Annotated in this window: 23 protein-coding genes and 1 pseudogene; 12 read left to right on the top strand and 12 right to left on the bottom strand. The window is 64.2% G+C overall.

From position 1 onward, the window contains the following. Positions 1-19: 19 nt before the first annotated feature. The 9 genes from Q0D31_RS10335 to Q0D31_RS10375 all read right to left on the bottom strand — a co-directional run bounded on the left by Q0D31_RS10335 (position 20) and on the right by Q0D31_RS10375 (position 10,233). Positions 20-1,060, bottom strand: coding sequence for an amino acid ABC transporter substrate-binding protein (locus tag Q0D31_RS10335; RefSeq protein ID WP_291849461.1), 1,041 nt, complete (start codon positions 1,058-1,060; stop codon positions 20-22). 56 nt (positions 1,061-1,116) lie between these two features. After that, on the bottom strand, positions 1,117-1,716 hold the full coding sequence (locus Q0D31_RS10340) for a L,D-transpeptidase (protein ID WP_291849464.1): 600 nt from the start codon (positions 1,714-1,716) through the stop codon (positions 1,117-1,119). A 155-nt stretch (positions 1,717-1,871) separates the two neighbouring features. Continuing rightward, entirely contained in the window at positions 1,872-1,994 is a 123-nt protein-coding gene (locus Q0D31_RS10345; protein WP_291849891.1) for a DUF2474 domain-containing protein, read from the bottom strand. 5 nt (positions 1,995-1,999) lie between these two features. Next, entirely contained in the window at positions 2,000-3,007 is a 1,008-nt protein-coding gene (gene cydB / locus Q0D31_RS10350; RefSeq protein ID WP_291849466.1) for a cytochrome d ubiquinol oxidase subunit II, read from the bottom strand. Continuing rightward, positions 3,004-4,413 (bottom strand): cytochrome ubiquinol oxidase subunit I, encoded by a 1,410-nt coding sequence (locus tag Q0D31_RS10355; RefSeq protein ID WP_291849469.1) that lies wholly within the window; start codon positions 4,411-4,413, stop codon positions 3,004-3,006. Before Q0D31_RS10355 ends, cydB begins: the two co-directional genes overlap by 4 nt. A gap of 427 nt (positions 4,414-4,840) precedes the next feature. Continuing rightward, the gene (locus Q0D31_RS10360; protein ID WP_291849472.1) at positions 4,841-5,452 is read right to left on the bottom strand and encodes a sigma-70 family RNA polymerase sigma factor; all 612 of its coding nucleotides are present in this window, start codon (positions 5,450-5,452) and stop codon (positions 4,841-4,843) included. 271 nt (positions 5,453-5,723) lie between these two features. After that, the gene (locus Q0D31_RS10365) at positions 5,724-6,464 is read right to left on the bottom strand and encodes a response regulator (protein ID WP_291849476.1); all 741 of its coding nucleotides are present in this window, start codon (positions 6,462-6,464) and stop codon (positions 5,724-5,726) included. Next, a complete protein-coding gene (locus tag Q0D31_RS10370) occupies positions 6,461-8,206 on the bottom strand; it encodes a DUF3369 domain-containing protein (protein ID WP_291849479.1) in 1,746 nt (581 codons plus the stop codon). The genes Q0D31_RS10365 and Q0D31_RS10370 overlap by 4 nt, the downstream gene beginning before the upstream one ends. Next, positions 8,176-10,233: an ATP-binding protein gene (locus Q0D31_RS10375; protein ID WP_291849482.1), complete on the bottom strand. Its 2,058-nt coding sequence runs from the start codon at positions 10,231-10,233 to the stop codon at positions 8,176-8,178. The genes Q0D31_RS10370 and Q0D31_RS10375 overlap by 31 nt, the downstream gene beginning before the upstream one ends. A 318-nt stretch (positions 10,234-10,551) precedes the next feature. Between Q0D31_RS10375 and Q0D31_RS10380 the strand changes: the two genes are divergently transcribed. The 10 genes and pseudogenes from Q0D31_RS10380 to Q0D31_RS10425 all read left to right on the top strand — a co-directional run bounded on the left by Q0D31_RS10380 (position 10,552) and on the right by Q0D31_RS10425 (position 19,021). Continuing rightward, on the top strand, positions 10,552-11,505 hold the full coding sequence (locus tag Q0D31_RS10380) for an aminoglycoside 3'-phosphotransferase/choline kinase family protein (protein WP_291849485.1): 954 nt from the start codon (positions 10,552-10,554) through the stop codon (positions 11,503-11,505). 145 nt (positions 11,506-11,650) lie between these two features. Next, positions 11,651-11,872: pseudogene (locus Q0D31_RS10385) on the top strand (ABC transporter ATP-binding protein); the annotation flags it as partial. Positions 11,873-11,945: 73 nt separating this feature from the next. Continuing rightward, positions 11,946-12,152: a DUF4089 domain-containing protein gene (locus tag Q0D31_RS10390; RefSeq protein ID WP_291849488.1), complete on the top strand. Its 207-nt coding sequence runs from the start codon at positions 11,946-11,948 to the stop codon at positions 12,150-12,152. A gap of 7 nt (positions 12,153-12,159) precedes the next feature. Further along, positions 12,160-13,557, top strand: a complete 1,398-nt coding sequence (locus tag Q0D31_RS10395) for an AtzE family amidohydrolase (protein ID WP_291849491.1) — start codon at positions 12,160-12,162, stop codon at positions 13,555-13,557. Positions 13,558-13,559: 2 nt separating this feature from the next. Continuing rightward, positions 13,560-13,958 carry an oxalurate catabolism protein HpxZ gene (hpxZ, locus tag Q0D31_RS10400; RefSeq protein ID WP_291849493.1) on the top strand — a complete coding sequence of 133 codons (399 nt, stop codon included), beginning with the start codon at positions 13,560-13,562 and terminating at the stop codon, positions 13,956-13,958. Between the two features lie 406 nt (positions 13,959-14,364). After that, entirely contained in the window at positions 14,365-15,540 is a 1,176-nt protein-coding gene (locus Q0D31_RS10405) for an ABC transporter substrate-binding protein (RefSeq protein WP_291849495.1), read from the top strand. A 147-nt stretch (positions 15,541-15,687) separates the two neighbouring features. After that, entirely contained in the window at positions 15,688-16,605 is a 918-nt protein-coding gene (locus Q0D31_RS10410; RefSeq protein ID WP_291849497.1) for a branched-chain amino acid ABC transporter permease, read from the top strand. Then, on the top strand, positions 16,602-17,549 hold the full coding sequence (locus tag Q0D31_RS10415) for a branched-chain amino acid ABC transporter permease (protein ID WP_291849499.1): 948 nt from the start codon (positions 16,602-16,604) through the stop codon (positions 17,547-17,549). The genes Q0D31_RS10410 and Q0D31_RS10415 overlap by 4 nt, the downstream gene beginning before the upstream one ends. Continuing rightward, entirely contained in the window at positions 17,542-18,309 is a 768-nt protein-coding gene (locus Q0D31_RS10420; protein WP_291849501.1) for an ABC transporter ATP-binding protein, read from the top strand. The genes Q0D31_RS10415 and Q0D31_RS10420 overlap by 8 nt, the downstream gene beginning before the upstream one ends. Then, positions 18,302-19,021 (top strand): ABC transporter ATP-binding protein, encoded by a 720-nt coding sequence (locus tag Q0D31_RS10425; protein ID WP_291849503.1) that lies wholly within the window; start codon positions 18,302-18,304, stop codon positions 19,019-19,021. The genes Q0D31_RS10420 and Q0D31_RS10425 overlap by 8 nt, the downstream gene beginning before the upstream one ends. Positions 19,022-19,129: 108 nt before the next feature. Here the strand turns inward: Q0D31_RS10425 and Q0D31_RS10430 are convergent, their stop codons facing one another. The 3 genes from Q0D31_RS10430 to Q0D31_RS10440 all read right to left on the bottom strand — a co-directional run bounded on the left by Q0D31_RS10430 (position 19,130) and on the right by Q0D31_RS10440 (position 23,264). Continuing rightward, positions 19,130-20,566 (bottom strand): glutamine synthetase family protein, encoded by a 1,437-nt coding sequence (locus Q0D31_RS10430; protein ID WP_291849506.1) that lies wholly within the window; start codon positions 20,564-20,566, stop codon positions 19,130-19,132. 135 nt (positions 20,567-20,701) lie between these two features. Continuing rightward, positions 20,702-22,060 (bottom strand): aromatic ring-hydroxylating dioxygenase subunit alpha, encoded by a 1,359-nt coding sequence (locus Q0D31_RS10435; RefSeq protein WP_291849508.1) that lies wholly within the window; start codon positions 22,058-22,060, stop codon positions 20,702-20,704. Positions 22,061-22,256: 196 nt separating this feature from the next. Continuing rightward, a complete protein-coding gene (locus Q0D31_RS10440; RefSeq protein WP_366518512.1) occupies positions 22,257-23,264 on the bottom strand; it encodes a helix-turn-helix transcriptional regulator in 1,008 nt (335 codons plus the stop codon). A 26-nt stretch (positions 23,265-23,290) separates the two neighbouring features. On the opposite strand from Q0D31_RS10440, the gene Q0D31_RS10445 reads away from it, so the two are divergent. Together Q0D31_RS10445 and Q0D31_RS10450 are read left to right on the top strand one after the other, a co-directional pair. Next, on the top strand, positions 23,291-24,847 hold the full coding sequence (locus Q0D31_RS10445) for a benzoate-CoA ligase family protein (RefSeq protein WP_291849511.1): 1,557 nt from the start codon (positions 23,291-23,293) through the stop codon (positions 24,845-24,847). A 184-nt stretch (positions 24,848-25,031) separates the two neighbouring features. Next, positions 25,032-25,847, top strand: coding sequence for an alpha/beta hydrolase (locus Q0D31_RS10450; RefSeq protein ID WP_291849515.1), 816 nt, complete (start codon positions 25,032-25,034; stop codon positions 25,845-25,847). Positions 25,848-25,944 lie beyond the last annotated feature (97 nt).

Below are 25,944 nucleotides of genomic sequence, written 5' to 3' on the forward strand. Positions count from 1 at the left end.
TTGCGGCAGTTGATAGAAACTACCTGATCGGCGGCGCATACTGGATGCCGCCATTGCTCCAGAGCGAATTCAGCCCGCGCGGGATCTTCAGCTTCGATCCTTCGCCGACATTGCGGTCATAGATCTCGCCATAATTGCCGACATGGCGGATGATGCGGGCGGCCCAGTCCTTGCTCAGCCCGAGGTCTTCACCATAGGCGCCCTCGGTGCCGACCAGGCGCATCACGTCCGGCTTCTTCGACTTCAGCGCCTCGTCGATGTTCTTCGAGGTGATGCCGAGTTCCTCGGCGTTGATCATCGCATACAGCGTCCACTTCACGATCATCATCCAGTCGTCGTCGCGCTGCCGCACCACGGGTGCGAGTGGCTCCTTCGAGATGACGTCGGGCAGAATGACCTGGTCGTTCGGCTGGGTGAGGTTCAAGCGAAGCGCGTAGAGCTGGGAAACGTCGGCGGTGAAGGTATCGCACTTGCCGGACTCATAGGCCTTGAGCACTTCTTCCAGCCTGGGAAACTTCACCTCCGTATATTTCATGTTGTTGGCGCGGAAGTAGTCGGCGAGGTTGAGCAGCGTCGTTGTCCCCTCCTGTACGCAAACCTTGCTGTTGTTGAGGTCCAGCGCGGAGTCGATGTTGCGCGAGCGCGGCAGCATGAAGCCCTGGCCGTCATAATAGGCGACCGCCGGGAAATAGAGACTGTAATTGGTTTCGCGCGACATGCTCCACGTCGAGTTGCGCGAGAGGATGTCGACCTTGCGGCTCTGCAGTTCCTTGAAGCGCTCGTTGGCGTCGAGCGCCATGAATTTCGCCTTCTTGGGATCATCGAAGATGGCGGCGGCCACCGCGCGGCAGAAATCGACGTCGAAGCCGGTCCAGTCACCCTTGGCGTCGGGAATAGAGAAACCCGGCAGCCCCTTGTTGACGCCGCACAGCACGTCGCCGCGGCGGATCGTCCGCTTCAGGGTCTTGGTGTCGTAACGCTCATAGGTGATGGCGGCGGCCGCGACCGCGGTTGCGACCGCCAGCCCGATCAGGAGGCCGCCTCGAAATGTCCGTAGCATTTTTTGTCACTCATTGATTTCAGGGAAAAAGATCGGCTGGGGTAGCCGCGTCGCAATTACAACTCAGGCTTCTGCCGGATAATCACCTTGGTGCCAACCGGGACGCGCTCATAGAGATCGGCGACGTCGGAATTGACCAGCCGGAAGCAGCCTGAAGAAACCGCGGTGCCGATGGTATCTGGCCGGTTGGTGCCGTGGATGCGATAGATCGTGGTGCCGAGATACATCGCGCGCGCGCCAAGCGGATTGCCGGGACCTCCGGCCATGAAGCGCGGCAGGTAAGGCTGGCGCGCGATCATCTCCGGCGGCGGCGTCCAGTCCGGCCATTCGGCCTTGCGTGTTATGGTCACCAGGCCCTGCCACTGGAACCCTTCGCGGCCGACGCCGATACCGTAGCGCAACGCGCGGCCGTTGCCCTGGACCAGATAGAGATGGCGCTCGGCCGTGACGACGATGATGGTGCCTGGCGCCTCGCTGGTGCGATAGAACACCGCCGTCTTCTTGAACTGCGGATCAAGTTCGACGGACTCGTCGGGCATCAAACCAGGTTGGTCGCCGACATCGGGCTGCCGGCTCTGCGCCTGGCCTTGCGCGGCCGCGAGGATCAGGCCGCCCACCGCGATCAATGTCCAGATCAGGTGCCGAAACTTTGTCATCGTCGAGGTCTCCTTGTTGGCGCCTTGGCCAAATCATTGCAGCCATCAAATCTCAGCGCCAGCGTGATGGCAAGATGAGGGCGCCGTGGGCCGTCATATCGCTGGAATATTTTCTGTTTTGCTTCTCCCCGCCAGACTCAGGGGTGCGACGCGGCCTATTTCGGCGCGATCCACAGCCGCAAACCAAAGGAAATCAGGGCTACCGCGCTCACGCCGCCCAGCCAAAGCGCGGCGAACCACAATAGACGCCGTATCAGCGGCGGCGGATCTGGCTTGATCCCGGTCAATGATACCCGCTTTCGCGGTTGACCTTGCCGCGGAACACCCAATAGGCCCAGCCGGTATAGCCAAGGATGGCCGGTATCAGCACGGCGACGCCGAACAGCATGAAGAGCTGGCTGTTTGCGGGCGAGGCCGCCTGCCAGATCGTGACGCTCTGCGGCACGATGTAGGGATACATGCTGATGCCGAGGCCGGCATAGGACAGCGCAAACAACGCCAGCGTCAGCAGGAACGGCTGGTAGTCGTATTTCCTGGCGAGGCTTCGCAGCAACAACACGGTGACTGCGGCCACCGCAACCGGTACCGGCGCGGTCAGGATAATGTTGGGCCAGGCGAACCAGCGTTCCGTGTACTGAACACTGAGGAATGGCGTTGCAATGCTGACGGCGCCGATGGCCGCAAGCATCGCGAACAGCAGGATCCAGCTTAAATGATAGGCGCGGTCGCGCAACGCGCCTTCGGTCTTCATGACCAGCCACGTCGTACCGAGCAGCGAATAGCCGATCACGAGCGCCAGTCCGGTCAGAATGCTGAACGGCGTCAGCCAGTCCCACCAGCCACCGGCATATTGTCGCCCCTCGACATGCACCCCTTGCAGGACGGCGCCGAGCGCGATCGCCTGCGCCAGCGTCGCCACCAGCGAGCCACCGGCAAAGGCAATATCCCAGAGATTGCGCTCGCGCTGCGTTCGCCAGCGGAACTCGAAGGCGACGCCGCGGAACACCAGGCCGAGCAGCATCACGATCATCGGCGTATAGAGCGCCGGCATCAATATCGCGTAGGCCAAGGGGAATGCGGCCATCAGGCCGCCGCCGCCGAGCACCAGCCAGGTTTCGTTGCCGTCCCAGACCGGAGCGACGCTGTTCATGATCACGTCGCGATCGTGCTTCTCCGGAAAGAACGGAAACAGAATGCCGAGGCCGAGGTCGAAGCCGTCCATCACGACATAGACGAACACCGCAAACGCGATGATGAAGGCCCAGACGGTCGGCAGGTCGATGGCCGTCACCGAACGGCTCCAGCGGCTGCCGCACCCGCGGCGGGCGTGATGCCGGCGGCGTGCGCGGGAAGATCGCTGCGCGGCCCCTCTTCGCCATGATGCGGCGGCTGCGCCATCAGGCGCAGCAGATAGACCACGCCGGCCGTGAACACGATGAAATAAACGATAATGAACGCGATCAGCGAGGAGGCGACCGCGGGCGTCGCCAGCGGCGAAGCGGATTCGGCCGTCCGCAGCAATCCATAGACAGTGAACGGTTGGCGCCCTACCTCGGTGGTGATCCAGCCTGCAAGCACCGCGATGAAGCCCGCCGGGCCCATCGCGATCGCAGACAAGTGCAGCAGCCTTGATTCGTAGAGCGCGCCACGAAGGCGCATCAACAGGCTCAGCAGGCCGAGCGCCACCATCAAGAAGCCGAGGCCGACCATGACGCGAAACGACCAGAACGCGATGGCGACCGGCGGCCAGTTCTCGCGCGGCACGGTGTCGAGGCCCGCCATCGGTGCGTCAAGCGAGTGCTTGAGGATCAGCGAACCCAGCTTCGGCACTTCGACCGCATAGTCGACCTTGCCGGCGGCCTGGTTGGGCAGGCCGAAAAGGATCAACGGTGCGCCTTGCCCGTGACTCTGGAAGTGCCCCTCCATCGCCATGATTTTCACCGGTTGGTGTTTCAACGTGTTGAGCCCGTGCTGGTCGCCGGCAAAGATCTGGATCGGCGCCACCAGCGTCGCCATCCACATCGCCATGGAAAACATCACGCGCGCGCCGGCGAGATGACGGTCGCGCAGAAGATGAAAGGCGCCGACCGCGCCGACCACCAGCGCCGTGGTCAGATACGCCGCGAGCACCATGTGCACAAGGCGATACGGAAACGACGGGTTGAAGATGACCTTGAACCAGTCGACGGCAACGAATTGTCCTTCGGCATTGACGGCGTAGCCGGCCGGCGTCTGCATCCAGGAATTGGCGGAGAGAATCCAGAATGCCGAAATCAGCGTGCCGATGGCGACCATCAGCGTCGCCATGAAATGCAGCTTCGGACCGACGCGCTTGAGGCCGAACAGCATCACGCCGAGGAAGCCCGCCTCGAGAAAGAATGCGGTCAAGACTTCATAGGCCATCAAGGGGCCGATCACCGGGCCTGTCTTGTCGGAGAACACCGACCAGTTGGTGCCGAACTGGTAGGACATGACGATGCCCGATACCACGCCCATCCCGAACGCGACCGCAAAGATCTTCAGCCAGTAATTGAACAGATTGATGAAGACCTCGCGCCCGGTCCAAAGCCACATCGCTTCCAGCACCGCCAGATAGCTGGCAAGTCCGATCGAGAACGCCGGGAATATGATGTGGAATGACATCGTGAACGCGAACTGCGCCCGGGCCAATACGACTGCATCCCAGCCTTCGAACATCGGCGACACCCGTCACTGGTTCCATCGGGGCAATCCTCTTTGCCCGCAGCGGACGCGCAAGTTACCACGCCAAAACGACGAAGGTATCGTCTTGTTGCAGCGGCCGCCGACGAAGCCTGCGGCCAACGCAGAACGACCCGGCGGGGGGCATCCCGGCCGGGTCGTTTGGAGGTAAACTCAAGAGGTGAGCAGTTCAGGTCGAATTCTTGATCATAAGAACCGGATCAACGAGGATTGGTTCCGCCTTGGTTGGCGATCGCAATCCTCCGTCGAACTTTTGCTGCGGCGTCGAGAAAAAGTATAGGAACCATGTCTTTCCGGATGATGTCGCCGATTGTTTCATTTGTTTCTCGGGAGGTAATCCCGAGTGATGGGATTGCCACATTTTCCCCGCCTGGAATCTCCGTAAGATATTGATATAATTCGGTTATGCCGCGATGCTGTCCACGCCGGCGACCTTGAGCAGGTGCGCCAATTGCTTGCGGGCATAGAACATCCGCGTCTTCACCGTGCTCTGGGGAATGCCGATGATCTCGCCGGCTTCCTCCACCGATTTCTCATGGTAGTAGACGAGATTGATGATCTCGCGATGCGCCGGTGACAATTTGGCGACACAGGCGCGCAGTATCGCGCGGGTGTTGCTGCGGTCGAGCGAAGCCTCCGGCGTGTCGGCGTCGTCGGCGATCTCAAGCACGTCCTCCTGGTCGAGGTCCTCGTGCTTGCGCGTGCGCAGGGCAGTCAGCGCCTTGAACCGGGCGATCGAGAGCAGCCAGGTGGACACCTGGGAGCGGCCTTCGAACTGACTGGCGGTACGCCAGATGTCGAGAAACACCTGGCTCACGAGATCCTCCGCCATCGTGGTGTCACGCACCATGCGCAGCACGAAGCGGTAGGCGCGGACGTTATGCCGCGAATAGAGAACATGCATCGCCGTGCGGTCGCCTTTTGCGATGCGCTCAAGCAGCATCTCATCCGAGATCGCGCGGGCAGCGGCGATCGTCTCGCGGGCTGCGGCGTTGATGGCGATGACGTTCGGCATGACAGGCTCCCCAATCGCCGCCGGGCGGCGTTCCATTGGGAGGATTGTTAGTCAGCCCGCGTTTCCGGATGTCTGCACGATCCGGACAAAATGGTTTCGTGCCGGGGTGAATTGTTTCGTCGCGGGGGCGGCGAAGAAACAATCGGGGCGGAAATGCCAGTAATTTCAAGCCACGGAAAATCGGCGGGACGGCGCTGCCGCCGCCGAGCTCCCTGGCCGGAGGCGCCGCACGCCCTCAGCGTTGCGGGCCTGACCCGAGCAGCGGCCTGGCCTAGCCCTTGTCGCCCGTCGGCGAGAACAAATAGCCCCCGCCTCGGATGGTGCGGATGACGGCGGGCTTGGTCGGATCGATTTCGATCTTGCGTCGGATCCGCATGATCCGAAGATCCACCGCGCGGTCGAACGCCTCGGCGTCGCGCGCATTGGCCAGCTCCAGCAGCCGCTCGCGCGACAGCACGCGCTTGGGATTGGCGGCGAACACCTTCAACAGCCCGAACTCGGAAGCCGTCAGCGGGTGCTCGTTGCCTTCGTCGTCGCGCAACGCCTGCGCCTCGAGGTCGAGCCATTTGGTGCCGAACCGCACCAGTTGTTCCTTCTTCGCTGCGGCGGTCGTCGCCCCCGGCGCGCCCGGCGCCTTGGCCGGGGTGCTGCGGCGAAGCACCGAACGGATCCGCGCCATCAATTCGCGCAGTTCGCAGGGCTTGGCGATGTAGTCGTCGGCGCCAAGCTCAAGCCCGACGACGCGGTCGATCGGGCTCGCCGTCGCCGTCAGCATGATCACCGGAACGTTGATGCGGCTCTTGAGGTCCCGGATGATCGACAGCCCGTCCTCCTCGGGCATGTTGAGATCGAGCACCACGAGGTCGGGCACCCTGGTCTCGATCACGCTGCGCAGGCTTTTGCCGCCGTCGCAAAGCGTCACGCCGAAGCCGTGCATCTTGAGGTAATCGCCGACCATCTCGCGGGCCGGTGCTTCGTCATCGACGATGACAATGTGCGGGCTCTGGGTCATGACGGCTCTGTTACTGGCAGTGTAACCGTGAACGTCGATCCGCGTCCGGGACCGGCGCTCTCCGCGGTTACGTGGCCGCCATGCATGTCGATGATGCGCTTGACGATCGAAAGGCCGAGGCCGGTCGAGCTTTCTCCTGCGGTGGGCTTGGCGGACAGGCGCTGAAAACGACCGAACAGCCGGCCGAGATCCTCGGGCGAAAGCCCGGCGCCGTCGTCGGCGATGCGGATCAGGGTGTCCTTTTCCTCGCGGGTCACGGCCACCTTTATCTCGCCGCCGATCGATGAGTATTTGATGGCGTTGCTGACCAGGTTGTCGATCGCCTCGCGGATGCGGTCGGCGTCGCACATGGTGACGATGTTCGGTGGCGCCGAAACGCTGATCTTCTGCTGCTTGTTGATCGCCGAAGGCAGATTTGATTCCGTGACCTCGGTGACGAGGGCGCCGACGTCGACCGGCTCGCGGCGGATGGTAATATCGAAGGCATCCGCCATCGCGTCGGAAATCAGCTGGTCAACCATCGAAGTCAGGCGCTTGGTGGCGTCGCGGATGTGCTCGACCTGCGCGGTGACATTTTCCCGCGGCGAACCGGCACTGATCAGCTCGGTCAGCATTTCGGTGCGGCCGAGGATAACGCCGAGCGGATTTTTCAGGTCGTGCGCCACGGTGCCGAGAATTTCGTTCTTGAAGCCGTTGGCGCGCTGCAGCCGCAGCCACTGCGCCGAGAGCCGGCGATTGGCTTGCATCAGCGCGCGGGTCCGCTGGGCGACGCGGTCTTCGAGCTGGGTGTTTGCCTCATGCAGCTGCCGGTACAGAATGACGTTGTCGAAAGCGATCGACAGCCGGCTCGAGAAGATCTCGACCAGTGCGCGGTCGGTGTCGGAGAGCTGGCGTTCCGCCTGCAGCAGGACCACCACTTCGCGCCCGCTGCCGGTGCGCAGATAGAGCACGCTGCGGCAATCGGCGAACTCGTTCTTGCGGCGTTGGAACGCGGCCTCTACCATTCGCCGCAAATCGGGATCCAGCGCGCTGGAACTGGTGGTGCCGATGAAGCGGCTGTAGCAGCCGGAGCCGGCGAGCACCGAGAACTCGTTGCCATCGGGGCCGTCGTCGCGCAGCACCAGGATGCCGGCGCAATCGACGTTGAGCAACGAGGCGAGCTGGGTGAGCACGCCCTCCGCGAGGCGCTGCATCGATTTGAAATCATAAAGGGTCGAGGCCGCGTCGATGATGATCTCAAGGCCGCGCCGGGTCTGGACCATGCGCTCGAGTTGCTGATAGCTGCGCAATGCTGCGGTCAGCGAGGTGAACAGCTTGTCGGCGGTCAGCTCGGTCTTGGCCTTGTAGTCGTTGATGTCGTACTGAACGATGACGCTGCGCTCGGGCGCCTGTCCGGGCTGGCCGGTGCGCAGGATGATGCGGACGGTTTCGTTCCTGATCTCGTTGCGGATGTACTCGACCAGTTCAAGGCCCGCGACGTCGGTTTCCATGATGACGTCGAGCAGCACGGCGGCGACGTCGGGATTGTCGCGCATCAGGACACGGCCTTCGGCGGCGGAATAGGCCGACAGGATTTCCAGCGTGGCGCCGTTCAGGCTGAAGTCGCTCAGCGCAAAGCGGGTGCCCTCATGCACGGCAGCGTCGTCGTCGATGACGGCGATCTTCCATTTGCGCGCGGACGAGGCCTCCGGAGATGCTCCGGCATCATCGATCAGGTGGAGGACATCGTCCGGCTCGGCCATTTCGAAGTTCCGTCGGCTGCTGTCTGGTCGGTCCCCGCGGGTTCGCCCCTGGCGACTTTCGGCATGATAATGCGGAAGGTGGAGCCCTGTCCTGGCCTCGATTCCAGCATCATCCGGCCGCCGAGCTGTTGAGTGACAAGATTGTAGACGATATGCAAGCCCAGTCCGGTTCCGCCTTCGCTGCGGCGCGTCGTAAAGAACGGATCGAACGCCTGCCGCTGAACGTCCGGCGTCATTCCGGCCCCGTTGTCGGCGAAAATGATCTCGACATCGTCGCTGCCGCGGGCCCGCGCCGAGATCGAGATCGTCCCGGAACGGCCGTCGGCGAAGGCGTGATTGACGGCGTTGAGGAAAAGATTGGTTAATATCTGGCCATAGGAGCCTGGATAACCCTCGATCATCAGGCCGTCCGGCACGTCAACCGACAGGGTGACCGCGGCCTTCTTCAGCACCGGCCGCAGGCTCGCCACGATCTGGTCGGTGGCTTCACCGAGGCCGAACTGGCGGCGCTCGGCATGCGAGCGATCGACCGCGACCTGCTTGAAAGACTGGATCAGTTCGCCGGCGCGCTGCAGGTTCGCCACCAGTTGCTGCGCGGCATCGCGCGAGGTCTGGACGAATTCGTCCAGCCTGGAGCGGCGCAGCGGCTCGGTGCGCAGATACTGCTCGAACATTTCGGCGCGGCGCGCGAAGCTTGAGGCCACCGTCAGGCTGATGCCGATCGGGTTGTTCACTTCATGGGCGACGCCGGCGACCAGTCCGCCGAGCGCGGCCAGCCGTTCGGCGTCGATCAGGTTCTGCTGCGCGGCGTTGAGTTCGAGCAAGGCGCTCTCGGCCTTTTCCTTCGACGCGCGCAATTCGTCCTCGGTCTTGCGCTTGGCGATGGCATTCTCGCGAAACACCTCGACCGCGCGCGCCATGGCGCCAACCTCGTCCCTTGCGGTGGTGCCCAGCACGGCCCGATCGTAGTTTCCCGAGGCGATCGCGCGCATCGACGTCATGATCTGCTGCAGCGGCAGGCGGATCGAGAGCGAAATCAGCACGCCGACCGACAGGATGATGCCGAGGAAGATCACGGCGATCGACAGCACCCGGTGGGAAATCCCCGTCAGCGTCCGGTCGAACGTTGCCTGCGCGTTCTGCTCGCGCTGACGCATCTTGACCGACAATTCGTCCATGACGCCGATGGCTTCGGCCTGGCTGGCGTCGATGCTGTTGCGGAGCAGATCGGTGCGGATAGCGAGTTGCTCGGTCAGTTTCGCCATTCCTTCCCGCAACGCCACGGTGCGCGCCTGCAGTCGCGTCAGCGACATGCGTTGCAGGTCGTTGTCCGCCAGCTCCGACATCGCCGGAATGCTGCTCTCGATCGTTTCGGTATTCCGCCGGGCGTCCTCCGCGGAAGCCGAGGCGAGCGACAAATAGTAGGAATTGGCGGCGACCAGCAGCGCCGTAAACGCCTCCCGGGATCTTCCGAGCGGTGGCCAGATCGGCGCGTCGCGGTTGCCGGTGGCGCCCTCGATGACCGAATACAGCCTCGCCATTTCCCGCGCGGGACCGAGTACCTGCTGTTCGTAGGTCCTGGTGATGGTGTCCTGAACCGCGCGCAACTCGCCAAACCCGTTGAGAAATCGATTGGTGACCTGTTCGAGCCGGGCCACGGACCCCGATAGCATGGGGTCGGTCGCGGCGCGCGTGGAGAGCGTTCCGAGCAGTGCCTCGCGCAGCATCAGGATTTCGGCAAAGAGTTCTGGGTTTGGCTGATTGATGTAGCGATGGATCAGGTTCTGCAGCCGGCTGGTCTGGCTTTCCAGCTGCGCCAGGATCTTGTCGGACTCCCGCACCTGCCGGACGTCGTCCCAGGCCGTGGCCAGAACCCTGCCGCCGTTCCATATCAGGACGGCCAGCACCACCACGACGGCGGAATTCAATGCCGCGATCGACAGGATGCGCCACCGGATCGGCACCGCGCGCAGCCACTGGACGATACGAAATCGGCTGCGCGCGGCAAAGCGCGCCGGCCGTTGCACTTCCCGGTCCTGTTGCGCTGCAGCCGTCAAAATCACCCCACCTTTCGAATGCAAGGCGGGCAAACACACGCGCGCGTCGAAGCCGCTGTCAGCAGTAGCGCGACGACAATTATTGCGGTCCGAGAGAACAGGGCACGGCTGTACACAGGTGAAAAATCCCCTTAGTGATGAGGTCTGCGGCTGGGGAAAAAGGTTCAACGCTTTCTATCAGGAAATGCCCGTGCCTGGCCATTGCAGGCTGGGCGGTGGCGGGCTGCGTCGGATTGTCCCGGCGGTGTGGCGCAATCGCAACGCGAGCTGAGCTGGGAGGCCGCCGTCATGACCGCATCGCTGCCGGGTTTCGCAGGCTACGAGGCGTTCCGCGCCTGGCGCGCCGAGCCCGCGCGATGGTTGCCGGTCGCGCGCGACATCGCCCGCAGTCACGGCCTTTCGTCTGCCGCGCCGCTGGTTTTTCCCACCGGCACCAATGTCGTGCTGGCGCTCGACGAGAAACTTGTCCTGAAGATTTCCCGCCCTTATCTTCGTTCCCAGTTCGTCTCCGAGCGCGGCGCACTCGCCCAGCTTCAGGGACGCCTTCGGATCGCGATCCCCGAAATCGTCGTCGAAGGGGAGCGGGATGGCTGGCCCTATCTGGTGATGACGCGGCTGCACGGCGTACTGGGCGCGGAAGCGTGGCCAATTGTGCCTGAAGCGCAGAAGGAGCGCGTACTCGCGAACATCGGCGAGACCATCGCCGAGGTTCAGCGCGCCTCGGTCGGCGCGCTCGCCGGGGTCGAGCCGCACTGGGGCGATTTCATGCGTAGGCAAATCGCGGGGTGTCGCGCCCGGCACGAACGTCTGGGATTGCCGCAGAAGTTTCTGGATGGGCTGGACGAGTTGCTGTGCGATGCAGCGGCGCTGGTTCAACTGGACAAGCCGCCGGTGATTCTGACCGGCGAATACATCCCCGAAAATCTCCTGTTGAGCCGCGACGGATCGGGGTGGCATCTTGGGGGGCTGATCGATTTCGGCGACGTCATGACCGGAAGAGGCGAGTATGACCTGCTTGGCCCGAGCGCCTTCATGACTTCAGGGGTGCCGCAGCGGGTACGAAGCCTGTTTGCGGGGTTCGGATATTCCGCCGCCGCGATCACCCCAGATCTGAAGCGGCGGTTGATGGCGCTGATGCTGCTTCATCGCGCCAGCGATCCGGTCAGGCATATCCGCATCGAAAGCTGGCAACAGAAAGCCGCCAACCTCGAAGAATTGCAGGAGTTGCTCTGGCCGACCTGAACGCCGCACAGCCGAAAGCCCAAGGTTTCTGCGCCATCAGTAGGCAAACGCAGTCGTTGTATGCAGTCATTAAGGTCACGATCAACGACGTGCCCAGCGCCAACTGGCGCACCGACCGCGGCGTTCGACACTTGGTTCAGACGGGGTGCTCAACCTGCTGCAGGACCTCCAAGCGTCGATGGGGATGAGCTATTTGTTCGTGTCGCATGATCCGAATGTGGTACGCTTGCTGTGCGACCGTGTCATCGTGATGCGCAGCGGGCGAGTCGTCGAGCAGGATACTTCGGAGAGCGTACTCGGCGATCCGCAGCACGCCTGCACCAAGGAGTTGCTGACGGCGATCCCGCATCCGCCGTTGCCGGTTTGATCGTCATGCCCCGCAGAGGCGGGGCATCCAGTACCCACGGTGGTGTTTACTGGATCGCCCGCCTGCGCGGGCGATGACAAAGAGGGAGAGTACAGTGACCGTTGAGAACGCCCTGGACAGTTACATCGACGCCGTCGCCAAGGCGCTGGCGTTGCCGCTAGAGGAAGCCTGGCGTCCGGCGGTGCGGGCGAACCTCGAAGTCTCGCTGCGGCTGGCGCGGCTGGTCGACGAGTTTCCGCTGCCGGATGAAACCGAGCCGGCCAGTGTCTTTGCAGCGTGATGGCGCCATGAGCACAAATACCGACGGGCTGACGGCCCAGCAAATTGCGCAGGCCGTGGCCGGCGGCAATCTCTCCGCGCTCGGCGCGACCGAGGCCGCGTTGGGACGGATCGCCAAACGCGATTCCGTGCTGAACGCCTTTACCGACATCACCGCCGACCGCGCCCGGGCCAGCGCCCGCGCGATCGACGCCGCCATCGCCGCCGGCCGGAACGTCGGCCCGCTCGCCGGCGTGCCGTTCGCGGTGAAGAATTTGTTCGACGTCAAAGGCCTTGCCACCCGCGCCGGATCGAAGATCAACCGCGATCTGGCGCCGTCGCCGCGCGACGCCACCCTGATCGAGCGCATGGAAGCGGCGGGCGCGATCCTGGTCGGCGCGCTCAACATGGGCGAATACGCCTACGACTTCACCGGCGAGAACGTGCATGACGGCCCGTCGCGCAATCCGCACGACCCGACGCGGATGACCGGCGGCTCCTCCGGCGGCTCCGGCAGTGCGGTCGGCGGCGGGCTGGTTCCGATCGCGCTCGGGTCCGACACCAATGGTTCGATCCGGGTGCCGGCGTCGTTCTGCGGCGTCTTCGGCCTGAAGCCGACCTACGGCCGGTTGTCGCGGGCGCGCAGCTTTCCCTTTGTCGCAAGCTTCGATCATCTCGGCCCGTTCGCGCGCAGCACCGGCGACCTCGCGCTCGCCTATGACGCCATGCAGGGGCCCGATGCCGACGACGCGGCTTGCACAACCCGGCCGGTCGAGCCCGTCACCGCGCTGCTGGCGCAAGGGATCTCCGGTCTGCGGATCGCGATTGCCGGCGGCCACTTCCAGAACAATGTGTTTCCGGAAGCGGTCGAGGCCGTGGCGCGCGTCGCCAGGGCGCTCGAGGCCACCCAAACCGTTGAAATTCCCGAGGCCGCACGGGCCCGCGCCGCGGCCTACGTCATCACCACCACCGAGGGCGCGTCGCTGCATCTCGACCGCCTGCGCCAGCGCCCGAACGATTTCGATCCGGCGGTGCGCGACCGCCTGATCGCCGGCGCGATGATTCCGGCGCCGCTGGTCGATCGCGCGCAGAAGTTCCGTCGCTGGTATCGCGCCAGGGTGCTGGAGTTGTTCGGCACGGTGGACGTGATCCTCGCACCCGCCACGCCCTGCATCGCGCCGAAGCTCGGTCAGGCCACCTTCATGCTCGATGGCGTCGAACTGCCGGTTCGCGCCAATATCGGCATCCATACCCAGCCGATTTCGTTCATCGGCCTGCCGGTGGTCGCAGTGCCGGTACCGCTGGTGCCGATGCCGATCGGCGTCCAGATCATTGCGGCGCCCTGGCGCGAGGATATCGTGTTGCGGGTGGCGCATGCGCTGGAACGCATGGGCGTCGTCGCAGCGCCAGCCCCGAGAGGACTATAACGATGGAGATCGATCTTCCCGATGTGCTGGCCGAGGTGACCGCGCAATTCGCGCGCTACGAAAAGGCGCTGGTGTCGAACGACGTCGCGGTGCTGGATGAATTGTTCCGCAACGATCCCCGCACGCTGCGCTACGGCATCGCTGAAAACCTCTACGGCTACGAGGCGATCATGGGGTTTCGCGCCGCGCGCTCGCCGGTCGGGCTGGGGCGCAGGACCGACAGGACCGTGATCACGAGCTACGGCCGCGATACCGCGGTCGCCTCGACGCTGTTCTATCGCGATAGCCTGCCCGGCAAGGTCGGTCGCCAGATGCAGACCTGGGTGCGCTTTCCCGATGGCTGGAAAGTCGTCGCCGCCCATGTCAGCGTCATCCCCGACCCGGGGGCCACGACGGCATGAGCCTGGCAGCGTGGCGTCGCGGTGGCGACAAAACAAAGGTGATGAACGGCGAAACGTAGCGGTCGAGATCGAGCATCTGGCCGTGATCGGCGGCGAACTCCACCGGGCTGAAGCGGCTCGATTTGCTCGGACTCAGCGGTCGATTAACCGACAGGCTCCGCGCCCTGAAAGCTGCGACAATGGGCGATTGGCTTGAACTATAATTCTTGCCATTGGCGCTGCCTGCGAATTATGGTGCAGACGGCTGGGCATACGCCGAAGGTTTCCAGACGGAGCCGGCGGTTCATGCTTGCCGCTGACCGGTGATTTCGCGCACAAAATACCTCACCACAAGAGGCGCGCGGGACAAGCGCGGCTGATCACCCGTGAGAGCGGGTTCGGTTCGATAACGAGGAGGGGAGTTATTATGAAAACGGCATTCTGGCTGGCGGGCGCAACGGTTCTGGCGCTGGCGCAGCCCGCGCTCGCAGGCGACACCATCAAGATCGGCTTTGTCTCGACCTTCAGCGGCCCGACGGCCGTGATCGGCAACGACATGCGCAACTCGTTCGAGCTGGCGCTTGACCATATCGGCCGCAAGATGGGCGGCAAGCCGGTCGAAGTGATCTACGAGGACGACGGCCAGAAGCCCGACGTTGGCAAGCAGAAGACCGAAAAACTGATCCAGTCCGACAAGGTCGATTTCATCGTCGGCTACATCTGGTCGAACGTGCTGCTGGCCTCGCTCAAGACCGCGGTGGATTCCAAGACCTTCCTGATCTCGGCCAATGCCGGCCCCTCGCAGCTCGCCGGCGAGCTCTGCTCGCCTTACGTGTTCTCGACCTCCTGGCAGAATGACCAGACTCCGCAGGCCGTGGGCACCTACATGAACCAGAAGGGCGTGAAATCGGTATTCCTGATCGGCCCGAACTACGCCGCCGGCAAGGACATGCTGGCCGGCGTCAAGAGCACCTTCAAGGGCGAGGTGATGGGCGAGGAGTACACGGTGTGGCCGAGCCAGCTCGACTTCTCCGCCGAACTCACCAAGGCAAAGAACTCGAAGGCCGAGTCGATCTTCGTGTTCTATCCCGGTGCGGCCGGCGTCCAGTTCCTCAATCAATATGCGCAGGCCGGGCTCAAGCAGCAGATTCCGCTCTATACCGCGTTCACCATCGACGAATTGTCGTTGCCGCTGCAGAAGGAAAATGCGCTCGGCGTTCCCGGCGCGCAGCAATGGGTCAACGATCTGCCGTTCCCGGAGAACAAGAAGTTCGTCGAGGATTACCGCAAGAAGTATCCCGGCCTGCGTCCGACTTTCTACGGCGCGCAGTCCTATGATGCCGCGCAGCTGATCAACAGCGCGGTGGTGGCCGTCAAGGGCGACACCTCGAAGAAGGACGAGATGAAGGCCGAAATGCAGAAGGCCAACTTCAAGTCGGTGCGCGGCCCGTTCAAATACGGCAACAACCACATCCCGATCCAGAATTTCTACCTGCAGGACGTGGTCAAGGACGCCGACGGCCAGCTGTCGCTGAAGACGATGGCCACCATCGTCAAGGATGACCAGGATCGCTACGCCAGCAAATGCCCGATGAAGAAGTGATGGCAGGCATAACCGGCGCCTGATCTTGCGAACCCGCGCCCGGGCTTGACCGGAGCGCGGCTTCGCTGAAGATCGTGCGCTCAACAAGAACCGGCGGCGGCGCAAAGTGCTGCCGCTGTTTTGTTAGGCCCAGAGTTTGACGGATCCATGCTCGTCCTGATCGAACAATCGCTGAACGGCCTGCAGTTCGGCCTGCTGCTGTTCCTGCTGGCGGCCGGGCTGACGCTGGTGTTCGGGATCATGGATTTCGTCAACCTGGCGCACGGCTCGCTCTACATGATGGGCGCCTATTTCGCCGCCACCTTCGTGGCGTGGACCGGAAGTTTCCTGCTCGGCGTCGTGCTGGCGCTCGGCGCGACGCTGCTGCTCGGCATTGCCCTGGAATTCGTCGCGCTCCGGCACCTCTACGGCCGCGACCATCTCGACCAGGTGCTGGCCACCTTCGGGCTGATCCTGTTCTTCAACGACGCGGTGCGGCTGATCTGGGGGCCGGCCGGCCTGGTGCTGCCGCTGCCGGCCTGGCTGACGGTGCCCGTGCAGATCATGCCCGGCGTGTTCTATCCGGCCTACCGGCTGTCGATCATCGTGGTCGCACTCGCGGTCGCAGCCATGCTCTATGTCGTGGTGATGCGGACCCGCGTCGGCATGCTGATCCGCGCCGGGGCTTCCAACCGCGAGATGATCGGCGCGCTCGGCATCAACATCAAGCTCTTGTTCACGCTGGTGTTCGGGCTCGGCGCCGCGCTCGCCGGCCTCGCCGGGCTGATGCAGGCGCCGATCCTCACCGTGCAGATCGGGATGGGCGAGAACATCCTGATTCTCGCCTTCGTCATCATCGTGATCGGCGGCATCGGTTCGATCCGCGGCGCGTTCCTGGCCGCGATCTTCGTCGGCATGATCGACACGCTCGGCCGCGCCTTCCTGCCCGATCTCCTGCGCATGGTGCTGAGTTCCGCCGCCGCCTCGACCGCGGCGCCGGCATTGTCGTCGATGCTGATCTATCTGTTGATGGCGATCGTGCTGGTGCTGCGTCCGGAGGGGCTGTTTCCGGCCGCCAGGCGATGAAACTCCAGATCAACGTTCGCAACGTCGTCGTGGCGCTGGTTGCGCTTGGCCTGCTGCTGCTGCCGCTATACTCAGCCGCAACCGGCAACATCTTTATCCTCACGTTGTTCACCCGCATCGTCATCTTCGCGCTCGCCGCCGCCAGCCTCAACCTCATCATGGGCTATGGCGGCATGATGAGCTTTGGCCACGCCGCCTATCTCGGCATCGGCGGCTATGCGGTCGGCATCCTCGCCTTCGAAGGCATCGGCTCCGGTTTCATCCAGTGGCCGGTGGCGCTGGCGGCCTCGGCGCTGTATGCGCTGGTGATCGGCGCGCTCAGCTTGCGCACCCGCGGCGTCTATTTCATCATGATCACGCTCGCCTTTGCACAGATGGCCTATTACGTCGCCTCCGGGCTCTCGCGCTATGGCGGCGACGACGGCCTGACCATCTACAGGCGCAGCACGTTCGGCGGCCTGATCGATCTTTCGAACCGCGTCCAGTTCTATTATCTCTGCCTTTTCTGCCTGTTCGGCGGTGTTTACCTGATCTGGCGCATCGTCAATTCCCGCTTCGGCATGGTGGTGCAGGGCATTCGTTCCAACGAGCAGCGCATGCAGGCGATCGGCTACCATGCCAACCGCTACCGGCTCGTCTGCTTCGTCATTTCAGGCACCATCTGTGGCCTTGCCGGCGCGCTGCTGGCGAACAATACCGACTTCGTCAGCCCGGCCGGCATGTACTGGACCCGCTCCGGCGAACTCATGGTGATGGTGGTGTTCGGCGGCATGGGCTCGCTGTTCGGGCCCGTTATCGGCACCATCCTGTTCCTGCTTCTGGAGGAGTTGCTGTCGCAGTTCACCGAATACTGGGCGCTGGTCATGGGGCCCTTGCTGCTGCTGATCGTGCTGTTCGCGCGCGGCGGCATCATGGGTCTGCTTGGGAGGGTGGGCCGTGGTTGATCCTTTGCTCCGGGTCGAGAAGCTGGTCCGCCGCTTCGGCGGCGTGCTCGCCACCGACAATCTGTCGCTCGACGTCTTGCCGGGTGAACTGCACGCCATCATCGGCCCCAACGGCGCCGGCAAGACCACGCTGATCAGCCAGTTGACCGGGCAGCTGACCCCGAATTCCGGCGCCATTCACTTCGCCGGCCGCGACATCACCCGGCTGCCGTCCTACCGGCGCAGCCGGCTCGGCCTCGCACGCTCGTTCCAGATCACCTCGCTGCTGCCGGATTTCACCGCCGCCGACAACGTCGCGCTCGCGGCCCAAGCGCATGACGGGCACTCGTTCCGGTTCTGGGGCGCGGCACGCCGGGAAAAACATCTGCGCGAGGCGGCGCAGGCGGCGTTGAACCGGGTCGGGCTTGCCCGGCGCGGCGACGTGCCGGTGTCTGAACTGAGCCATGGCGAGCAGCGCGAGCTTGAACTCGCGGTGGCGCTCGCCACCCGGCCGCAAATGCTGTTGCTCGACGAGCCGATGGCGGGACTGGGCGCCACCGAATCCGCGCGCATGGTGGCGCTGTTGAAGGAACTGCGGCAGGAAGTCACCATCGTGCTGGTCGAGCACGACATGGAAGCCGTGTTCGCGCTCGCCGACCGCATCACCGTGCTGGTCTATGGCCGCGTCATCGCTTCCGGGGCGCCCGACGCGATCAAGAGCAACGAGGAAGTCCGGCGCGCCTATCTCGGCGAACAGCATGCGGTGACCAGCCATGGCTGATTCCGCACCCCTGCTCGAAGTCGACGGCATCGAGACCTGCTACGGCCTGAGCCAGGTGCTGTTCGGCCTGTCGCTGTCGGTGCGGTCGGGCGAGATGGTCGCGCTGATGGGCCGCAACGGCATGGGCAAGACCACGACCATCCGCTCCATCATGGGCATGACGCCGGCGCGATCCGGGGCGATCCGCTTTGCCGGCGAGGACGTGCGCGGCCTGCCGTCGTACCTGATTGCAAAACGCGGCCTCGGCCTGGTGCCGGAAGGCCGCCAGATCTTTCCGAATCTCACGGTGTACGAGAACCTGGTGGCGGCGGCGGGCAATCGGGCCGGCAATGCCGATCCCTGGACCATCGAGAAGATCCACGCGCTGTTTCCCGCGCTTGCCGAGCGCGGCGGCAATATGGGCGCGACGCTGTCCGGCGGCGAGCAGCAGATGCTGGCGATCGGCCGCGCGCTGATGACCAATCCAAAACTCCTGATCCTCGACGAGGCCACCGAGGGCCTCGCTCCGTTGATCCGCGAGGAAATCTGGAACTGCCTGTCGATGCTGAAGGGCCGCGGCCAGTCGGTGCTGGTGATCGACAAGAACGTCGCCAACCTCTCCCGCATCGCCGACCGCCACTACATCATCGAGCGCGGCCGCACGGTATGGAGCGGGACCAGCGCGCAGTTGATCGCGGAGCCGGAACTGCAGCACCGGTATCTGGGGATTTAGAGCGCCACCGTCATTCCGGGGCGATGCGATAGCATCGAACCCGGAATCTCGAGATTCCGGGTCTGGTCCTTCGGACCATCCCGGAATGACGGAGTATGCGGGAGCTCCTCAAAACATCTCGAAATACTCGCGATGCTCCCAGTCCGACACCTCGGCCTCGAACCGCTCGATCTCGGCGTTCTTGATGTGAACGTAGTAATCGACGAACGCGGGCCCGAACGCCGCGCGGAAGAACGGATCGTCCTGCAGCGCAGACACCGCCTCGCGCAGGCTCTTCGGCAGCAGCGCGGCCTTGGTCTCGTAGGGCGTATCCGCCGAAGGACCGGGGTCGAGCTTGCGGTCGACGCCGTCCAGCCCGGAGAGGATCTGCGAGGCCATGTAGAGATAGGGATTGGCGGCGGGCTCGCCGATCCGGTTCTCCAGCCGGGTCGCGGCATCTCCGGCGCCGCCGAGCACGCGGATCATGACGCCGCGGTTGTCGCGGCCCCAGATCGCGCGATCCGGCGCCAGCGAATAGGAGCGGTAGCGCTTGTAGCCGTTGATGGTCGGCGTCGTGAACACGGTTGACGCCCGCGCATGCTCCAGCAATCCCGCGAGATAACAGCGGCCGAACGGGCTCAGCGCTTCGCCGCCGTCGTGCGCCATGAACGCGTTCTCGCCGCTGGCGCGCGACTCCAGCGATTGATGCAGGTGCCAGCCGGAGGCGAACAGGTTCGGCAGTTTCGGCCGGCACATGAAGGTCGCGTGATAGCCGTGGCGGCGGGCGACCTGCTTCACCGCGCTACGCAACAGCACCATGTTGTCGGCGGGCGCGAGCCCCCTGGTCGGAGCAAAAGTGAATTCGCACTGGCTCGGGCCGAACTCGACCTCGACCGAGCGTAGCGGCAGCCCGAGCGCCAGCACGTCGCGGCGGATGATCTCGAGCGCCGGCTCCATCTGGTCGTAGCGCTGCTCGGTCAGATATTGATAGCCATGCGACAGCAGGCTCACCGAGGGCGGCCGGCCGGGCTGGCCGGCGTCTTGCGGCGCCATGTGCGCGTCTTCGAGCTTGAACAGGTGGAATTCGACCTCCAGCCCGGCGACGAAATCGTAGCCGCGCTGCCCGAGCTTTTCGAGAACCGAGCGATAGAGGTGCCGGGTCGAAAACGGCACCGGGCGGCCGTCGCTGAAATAGATATCGCAGAGCAGCCAGCCGGTGGTCGGCGCCCATGGCAGCACGCGAAAGGTGGTGGTATCCGCCACCATCAGGACGTCGGCGGCGCCCTCCATCTCCTTCATGCCGAAGCCGCCGCCCGACGTGAACACCGGGAATACCGTCTTGTGCGAGGTGTCCTTGGCCAGCATCGTGGTGGTGATGGCGCAGCCGCTCTCCAGCGACGCCAGCGCTTCGGCCGCGACCAGCGTCTTGCCGCGCAGGATGCCGTGCTGGTCGGGGAATGACAGCCTGATGACCTCGAGATTCTTCTCTTCGACGATGCGGCGCAGGCGGCTCGCCGCTTCCTTCTGCTCGCTCGACCACAGGCCGTGACGCTCGACAAAACTCAATGCGTCATTCCCCCACTGGCCGTCGTTCCGGGATGGTCCGAAGGACCAGACCCGGAACCTCGAGATCTCCGATGCGCAATTGCGCATCGTAGTTCGATGCTGTCGCATCGCCCCGGAATGACGGTACCTTAAATCTCACTCCGCCGCCGACAAATGCCGTATCCTGCCTGCGATCTCGGTCGGAACCGGCGCGGCCCACGGCGCGCCGCGGCGGCGCTTGACGTCGACCTCCATCCAATAGATCTCCCAGCCCTTCGTCGGTCCGATGCCGTCCATGGTAGCCGGCCCCTGGATGCTGCGCGCATGCGCGGCGTCCAGGAACATGAACGGCTTTTCGCCGCCGCCGACCTTGTCGATCTCCTGCCGCAGCAGGCGGCGATACTGCACGATCGCCTTGTCCGAAGTACCGAGATGCTCGTTGCTGCGGTCCTGGATCGCGCCCATCGATTCCACCGCCCACTGGTCGTGGACGTTGATGTCGCTGCCCATGCCGGTATAGGTCGCGGTCGCCTGTTCGTGCGGATCGAAGCCGTAAGCATTGCTGATGTTCTTGCGCGATTTGTAATCCGGCAGCTCGTAGAGTTCGAGACGCTGGTCGCGCATCTTCTTCTTGTCGACCGGCGACGTGTAGCTGGTGAAGATCGCGTACCAGTAGCAGTTCTCGTCATCGACCGGCACGTGCCACTGCGTGATCGTCATCTCCTGGCTCATCGGAATCACGAAGCCATGCGGAAACAGCTGGTTGGTGACGCGCACATGCGTGCGCTCTGCGTCGATCTCGCGCAGCGCGATCAGGCGCAGCCCGTATTCGGTGTGCTCGACATTGATGATCGGGCTATCGTGCTCGCGCAGGATCTTTGTCATCGGCAGGTCGGTTCCGGCCGAAGCGCCGCGAAACTGCTTGCCGTAGGCAGTGGACGTGTCCTCGTCTTCGAAGAAACGATGCAGGAAGGAGGCGTGCGCCGGATCGATCCCGACCTCCAGCGCCTGCAGCCAGTTGCAGCTGATGTGGCCCTTGAACGCAAAGGTATGGCTGTCGGGGGCGACGAAGCAGTCGATCTCCGGAAACGCCGGCGGTTCGCCTTCGCCGAGATAGGCCCAGAGCATGCCGCCCTTTTCGACCACGGGATAGGAGCGCTGCCTGATGCCCTGGCACAGGCTGGAGCCCTTCGGCTCCGCGGGCGTTTCCAGGCATTGGCCGGAGACGTCGAACAGCCAGCCGTGGAACGCGCAGCGCAAGCCGCCATTCTCGAGGCGGCCGAAAGCGAGATCGGCGCCGCGATGGGCGCAGTGGCGGTCGATCAGGCCGTAGCGGCCTTGCTCGTCACGAAACAGCACCAGGTTCTCGCCGAGCAGCTTGACCGGCCGCACCGGCCGCGGTCCCTGCAACTCGTCGACCAGCGCCGCCGGCTGCCAGTACATCCGCATCAGTTTCCCGCAAGGATCGTTGCGCCCGGTGCGGGTGATCAGGTCGTTCTGTTCCTGGCTCATCATGGCGGGGCATCCTTCGGCGGCGAGCCGAAATGCTCGCCCATTGAACAACAGGCGAATTTTGACACGCCTCCCAGGCACGGCAAGCACAATCTTGGGGTGGCGCTGCGGTCGATGGCGGTGTCGAAGAGGTCTGGCTGATCGCCGACATCTGATCGGGTGTCCTGCGATTTCTTCCAGTGGCGCTTGCAAGTAACGGTCACGACGCCGCGCTGCGCAGCCCGAAGGCGTGCTTGTCGTGCAGCACTGGCGCCACCGCATCGACCAGGCGGGAGGCTGCGGCATCGACGGTAAGCCCCGCGGTATCGACCACGGCATTGGCCCGCGCATACAGCGGCTCGCGGCTGACCAGAATGTTGCGCAGTTCCGTCATCGCCGAGCGATCATCCGCCATCGGGCGCAGGTCGCCCTGGCCGCGCACCCGCGCCATGTGCTCTTCCGGCTCGGCCTTGATCCAGACGGTGTAGAACGACGACAGGATCAGCTCGAACGTCAACGGCTCGGCGACGATGCCGCCGCCGGTCGCCAGCACCATCGGTTCCTTTCGCGCCAGCAGTTGCGTCAGCGCCGCCTGCTCCATGCGGCGAAAGCCGTCCTGGCCGTAGAGCGCGATGATCTCGGCGACCGACAATCCGTTCTGCGTCTCGATCTCCTTGTTGAGCTCGACAAAGCTCCAGCCGATCTTCTTCGCCAGCATCCGGCCGAGCGTGGACTTGCCGGCGCCGCGCAGGCCGATCAGCGCGATGCCGGCGAACGCCATCCGCCGCTGCCCCGATTGGTCGCCGCCGGCGAGAACCTCTTTGGCCTGCGCGATCTGCGCCGGCGTCGCCTTGCGCAAGAGGTCGCGGATCACCGCCCAGTCCGGCGCCGGCTCGGTTTCGGGAATGAGGTCCTCCAGATGCGCGCCCATCGCGCCCGATACCCGGCGCAGCAGCACGATCGAGACGTTGCCCTTGCCGCTTTCGAGCTGGGCGATATAGCGTTCGGAGATGCCCGACACCCGCGCCAGCACCTTCCGCGACATGCCGCGAAGCGCCCGCATGGTGCGGACACGCTGGCCGAGCGCTTCGAGAAAGCCGGTTTCGGAGTCGCTCGCCTCGGTCATTTGCCCTGGGTCGGTTTGCTTGCGGGGATGAAGAGGAGCGGAAACATAGTGCCGGCGTGGATTGACAGCAAGCGCAGCCAGTGTCTTTCTATGAATTATAATTCTGAAAACCCAGGGGAGCGCGCGTCGTGAGCGGCACGTCCGGTTCGTATAATGCGGTGACCTGGCTGCTCGACCGCAATGTCGATGAAGGCCGCGGCGCCAAGCTCGCCTTCACCGATACCGTCCGCGAACTCAGCTACGGCGAACTGCAGAACCAAAGCCGCCGCGTCGCCAACCTGCTGCGCCGGCTCGGCGTCCGCCGCGAGGAGCGGGTGGCGATGATCATGCTGGACACCGTGGATTTTCCCGCCGTGTTCCTCGGCGCGATCCGCGCCGGCATCGTGCCGGTGCCGCTCAATACGCTGCTGACGTCCGACCAGTATGCCTATGTGCTGGCCGATTGCCGGGCGCGCGTTCTCTTCATTTCCGAAGCGCTGCTGCCTGCCGTCAAGGACATCGTCGGGCGGATGCCGGAGCTCGAACACGTCGTCGTCGCCGGCACGGATTCGCACGGCCACACGAAACTCGCCGACGAACTCGCGCGCGAGAACAATTCATTCGCAACAGCCGCGACGCATCCGGACGAGCCGGCGTTCTGGCTGTATTCGTCGGGCTCGACCGGCATGCCCAAGGGCGTGCGGCACTTGCACGCCAACCTCGCCGCCACCGCCGATACCTACGCCAAACAGGTGCTCGGCATTCGCGAGGACGATGTCGGCCTTTCCGCCGCAAAGCTGTTCTTCGCCTACGGCCTCGGCAACGCGCTGACGTTTCCGATGTCGGTCGGCGCCACCACGGTGCTGAACACCGAGCGCCCGACGCCGGCGGCAATGTTCGCACTGATGAACCGGTACAACCCCAGCATCTTCTTCGGCGTGCCGACGCTGTTTGCGGCGATGCTCAATGACGAGGCGCTGAAGGACGCGCGCGCCGGCAACCGCCTGCGCATCTGCACCTCGGCCGGCGAGGCGCTGCCGGAATCGGTCGGCAACGCCTGGAAGGCGCGGTTCGGCGTCGACATTCTCGACGGCGTCGGCTCGACCGAGCTGTTGCACATCTTCCTGTCCAACGCGCCCGGCGACGTCAAATACGGCTCCTCCGGCCGGCCGGTGCCCGGCTACAAGGTGCGGCTGGTCAATGAAGCCGGCGGCGACGTCCCTGACGGCGAGGTCGGCGAGCTGCTGGTCGATGCACCCTCGGCCGGCGAAGGCTACTGGAACCAGCGCAGCAAGAGCCGGCAAACCTTCGAGGGCCGCTGGACCCGGACCGGCGACAAGTACATCCGCGATGCCGATGGCCGTTACACCTTCTGCGGCCGTTCCGACGACATGTTCAAGGTCTCCGGCATCTGGGTGTCGCCGTTCGAGGTCGAGAGCGCGCTGATCACCCACCCGGCGGTGCTGGAAGCCGCCGTCGTGCCGGAAGCCGATACCGAAGGGCTGCTGAAGCCGAAGGCCTTTGTGGTGCTGCGCGCCGGCACCAGCACCGACGGCCTGCATGAGGCGCTGAAGGAGCACGTCAAGCAGAAGATCGGTCCGTGGAAATACCCGCGCTGGATCGACGTGGTGGATAGTTTGCCGAAGACGGCGACCGGGAAGATCCAGCGGTTCAAATTGCGGGATGGTGAAGCGGCGAAGTCGTGACGTGCGGGTCATTTGAAGTGCAAGGTGTTGCCGCGAGAGGCGGTCGTTCCCTCCCCCCTTGCGGGGGAGGGCTAGGGAGAGGGGTAAGCCGCAACGGCGTTGCCCGTGGCTACCCCTCTCTCCAACTCTCCCCCGCAAGGGGGGAGAGGGCTCAGCGCAACGTGTTGCGAAGGGAGCGGTTACAATGACAACCCTTTCCCCCTCAGGCTTCCTCGCCATCGGCGACGCCAATCTCGAATACCGCATGATCGGCCCATCGCCTGAACAGGCACCGACCATTGTCATGCTGCACGAAGGCCTCGGCTCCGTCGGCCTGTGGGGTGACTTCCCCGAGAAGCTTCAGGCCGCGACCGGCGCCGGCGTCTTGGCCTATTCGCGCGCCGGCTATGGCAATTCCACGCCGGCGAGATTGCCGCGTCCGGTCGATTACATGCACACCGAGGCGCTCGATGTGCTGCCGAAACTGCTCGAGCGAACAGGCTTTCGCCGCGGCCTCCTGCTCGGGCATTCCGACGGCGCCTCGATCGCGGCGATCTATGCCGGTTCGCACCAGGATCACCGCGTCGAGGGTATTGCGCTGATCGCCCCGCATTTCATCGTCGAGGATATCTCGGTCGCCTCCATCGCCGAGATCAGGAAGACCTACGCGACCACGAACCTGAAAGCGAAGCTGTCGCGCTGGCACAAGGACGTCGACAACGCCTTCTATGGCTGGAACGACGCCTGGCTCGACCCGGCGTTCCGCGACTGGGATATTTCCGAGTATCTCGCTTATATCCGCGTGCCCATCGCGATCCTGCAGGGCGTGAACGATCAGTACGGCACCATGCGCCAGGTCGCGATCGCGCAGGAAGAGTGCTACTGCCCGGTCGATGTGACCATCATCCCCGAGGCCGGACATCAGCCGCATCGGGAAGCGCCGGAGCCCACGCTGGCCGCGATCTCGGAATTCGCAAATGCGGTTTTGGGCCTGCGCGGCTCGCAGGGGCGGGCGGCGTAATGCCGCGTTTCGCGGCCAACCGCCTGAACATGCAACAAAATGCAAATTTCAGATGTTTCGAACTGGACTCGGTCGTTAACGTGCATTATTTTGCATG

The sequence above is a fragment of the Bradyrhizobium sp. genome, from assembly GCF_022844465.1.
In the GTDB taxonomy this organism is placed as follows: Bacteria; Pseudomonadota; Alphaproteobacteria; order Rhizobiales; family Xanthobacteraceae; genus Bradyrhizobium.

What these genes read in the sequence shown, in the direction of transcription:
- Q0D31_RS10335 (WP_291849461.1), bottom strand. Translation starts at nt 1,060, where the DNA reads ATGCTACGGACATTTCGAGGCGGCCTCCTGATCGGGCTGGCGGTCGCA.
- Q0D31_RS10340 (WP_291849464.1), bottom strand. Translation starts at nt 1,716, where the DNA reads ATGACAAAGTTTCGGCACCTGATCTGGACATTGATCGCGGTGGGCGGC.
- Q0D31_RS10355 (WP_291849469.1), bottom strand. Translation starts at nt 4,413, where the DNA reads ATGTTCGAAGGCTGGGATGCAGTCGTATTGGCCCGGGCGCAGTTCGCG.
- Q0D31_RS10360 (WP_291849472.1), bottom strand. Translation starts at nt 5,452, where the DNA reads ATGCCGAACGTCATCGCCATCAACGCCGCAGCCCGCGAGACGATCGCC.
- Q0D31_RS10365 (WP_291849476.1), bottom strand. Translation starts at nt 6,464, where the DNA reads ATGACCCAGAGCCCGCACATTGTCATCGTCGATGACGAAGCACCGGCC.
- Q0D31_RS10370 (WP_291849479.1), bottom strand. Translation starts at nt 8,206, where the DNA reads ATGGCCGAGCCGGACGATGTCCTCCACCTGATCGATGATGCCGGAGCA.
- Q0D31_RS10380 (WP_291849485.1), top strand. Translation starts at nt 10,552, where the DNA reads ATGACCGCATCGCTGCCGGGTTTCGCAGGCTACGAGGCGTTCCGCGCC.
- Q0D31_RS10390 (WP_291849488.1), top strand. Translation starts at nt 11,946, where the DNA reads ATGACAAAGAGGGAGAGTACAGTGACCGTTGAGAACGCCCTGGACAGT.
- Q0D31_RS10395 (WP_291849491.1), top strand. Translation starts at nt 12,160, where the DNA reads ATGAGCACAAATACCGACGGGCTGACGGCCCAGCAAATTGCGCAGGCC.
- hpxZ (WP_291849493.1), top strand. Translation starts at nt 13,560, where the DNA reads ATGGAGATCGATCTTCCCGATGTGCTGGCCGAGGTGACCGCGCAATTC.
- Q0D31_RS10405 (WP_291849495.1), top strand. Translation starts at nt 14,365, where the DNA reads ATGAAAACGGCATTCTGGCTGGCGGGCGCAACGGTTCTGGCGCTGGCG.
- Q0D31_RS10410 (WP_291849497.1), top strand. Translation starts at nt 15,688, where the DNA reads ATGCTCGTCCTGATCGAACAATCGCTGAACGGCCTGCAGTTCGGCCTG.
- Q0D31_RS10415 (WP_291849499.1), top strand. Translation starts at nt 16,602, where the DNA reads ATGAAACTCCAGATCAACGTTCGCAACGTCGTCGTGGCGCTGGTTGCG.
- Q0D31_RS10425 (WP_291849503.1), top strand. Translation starts at nt 18,302, where the DNA reads ATGGCTGATTCCGCACCCCTGCTCGAAGTCGACGGCATCGAGACCTGC.
- Q0D31_RS10435 (WP_291849508.1), bottom strand. Translation starts at nt 22,060, where the DNA reads ATGATGAGCCAGGAACAGAACGACCTGATCACCCGCACCGGGCGCAAC.
- Q0D31_RS10450 (WP_291849515.1), top strand. Translation starts at nt 25,032, where the DNA reads ATGACAACCCTTTCCCCCTCAGGCTTCCTCGCCATCGGCGACGCCAAT.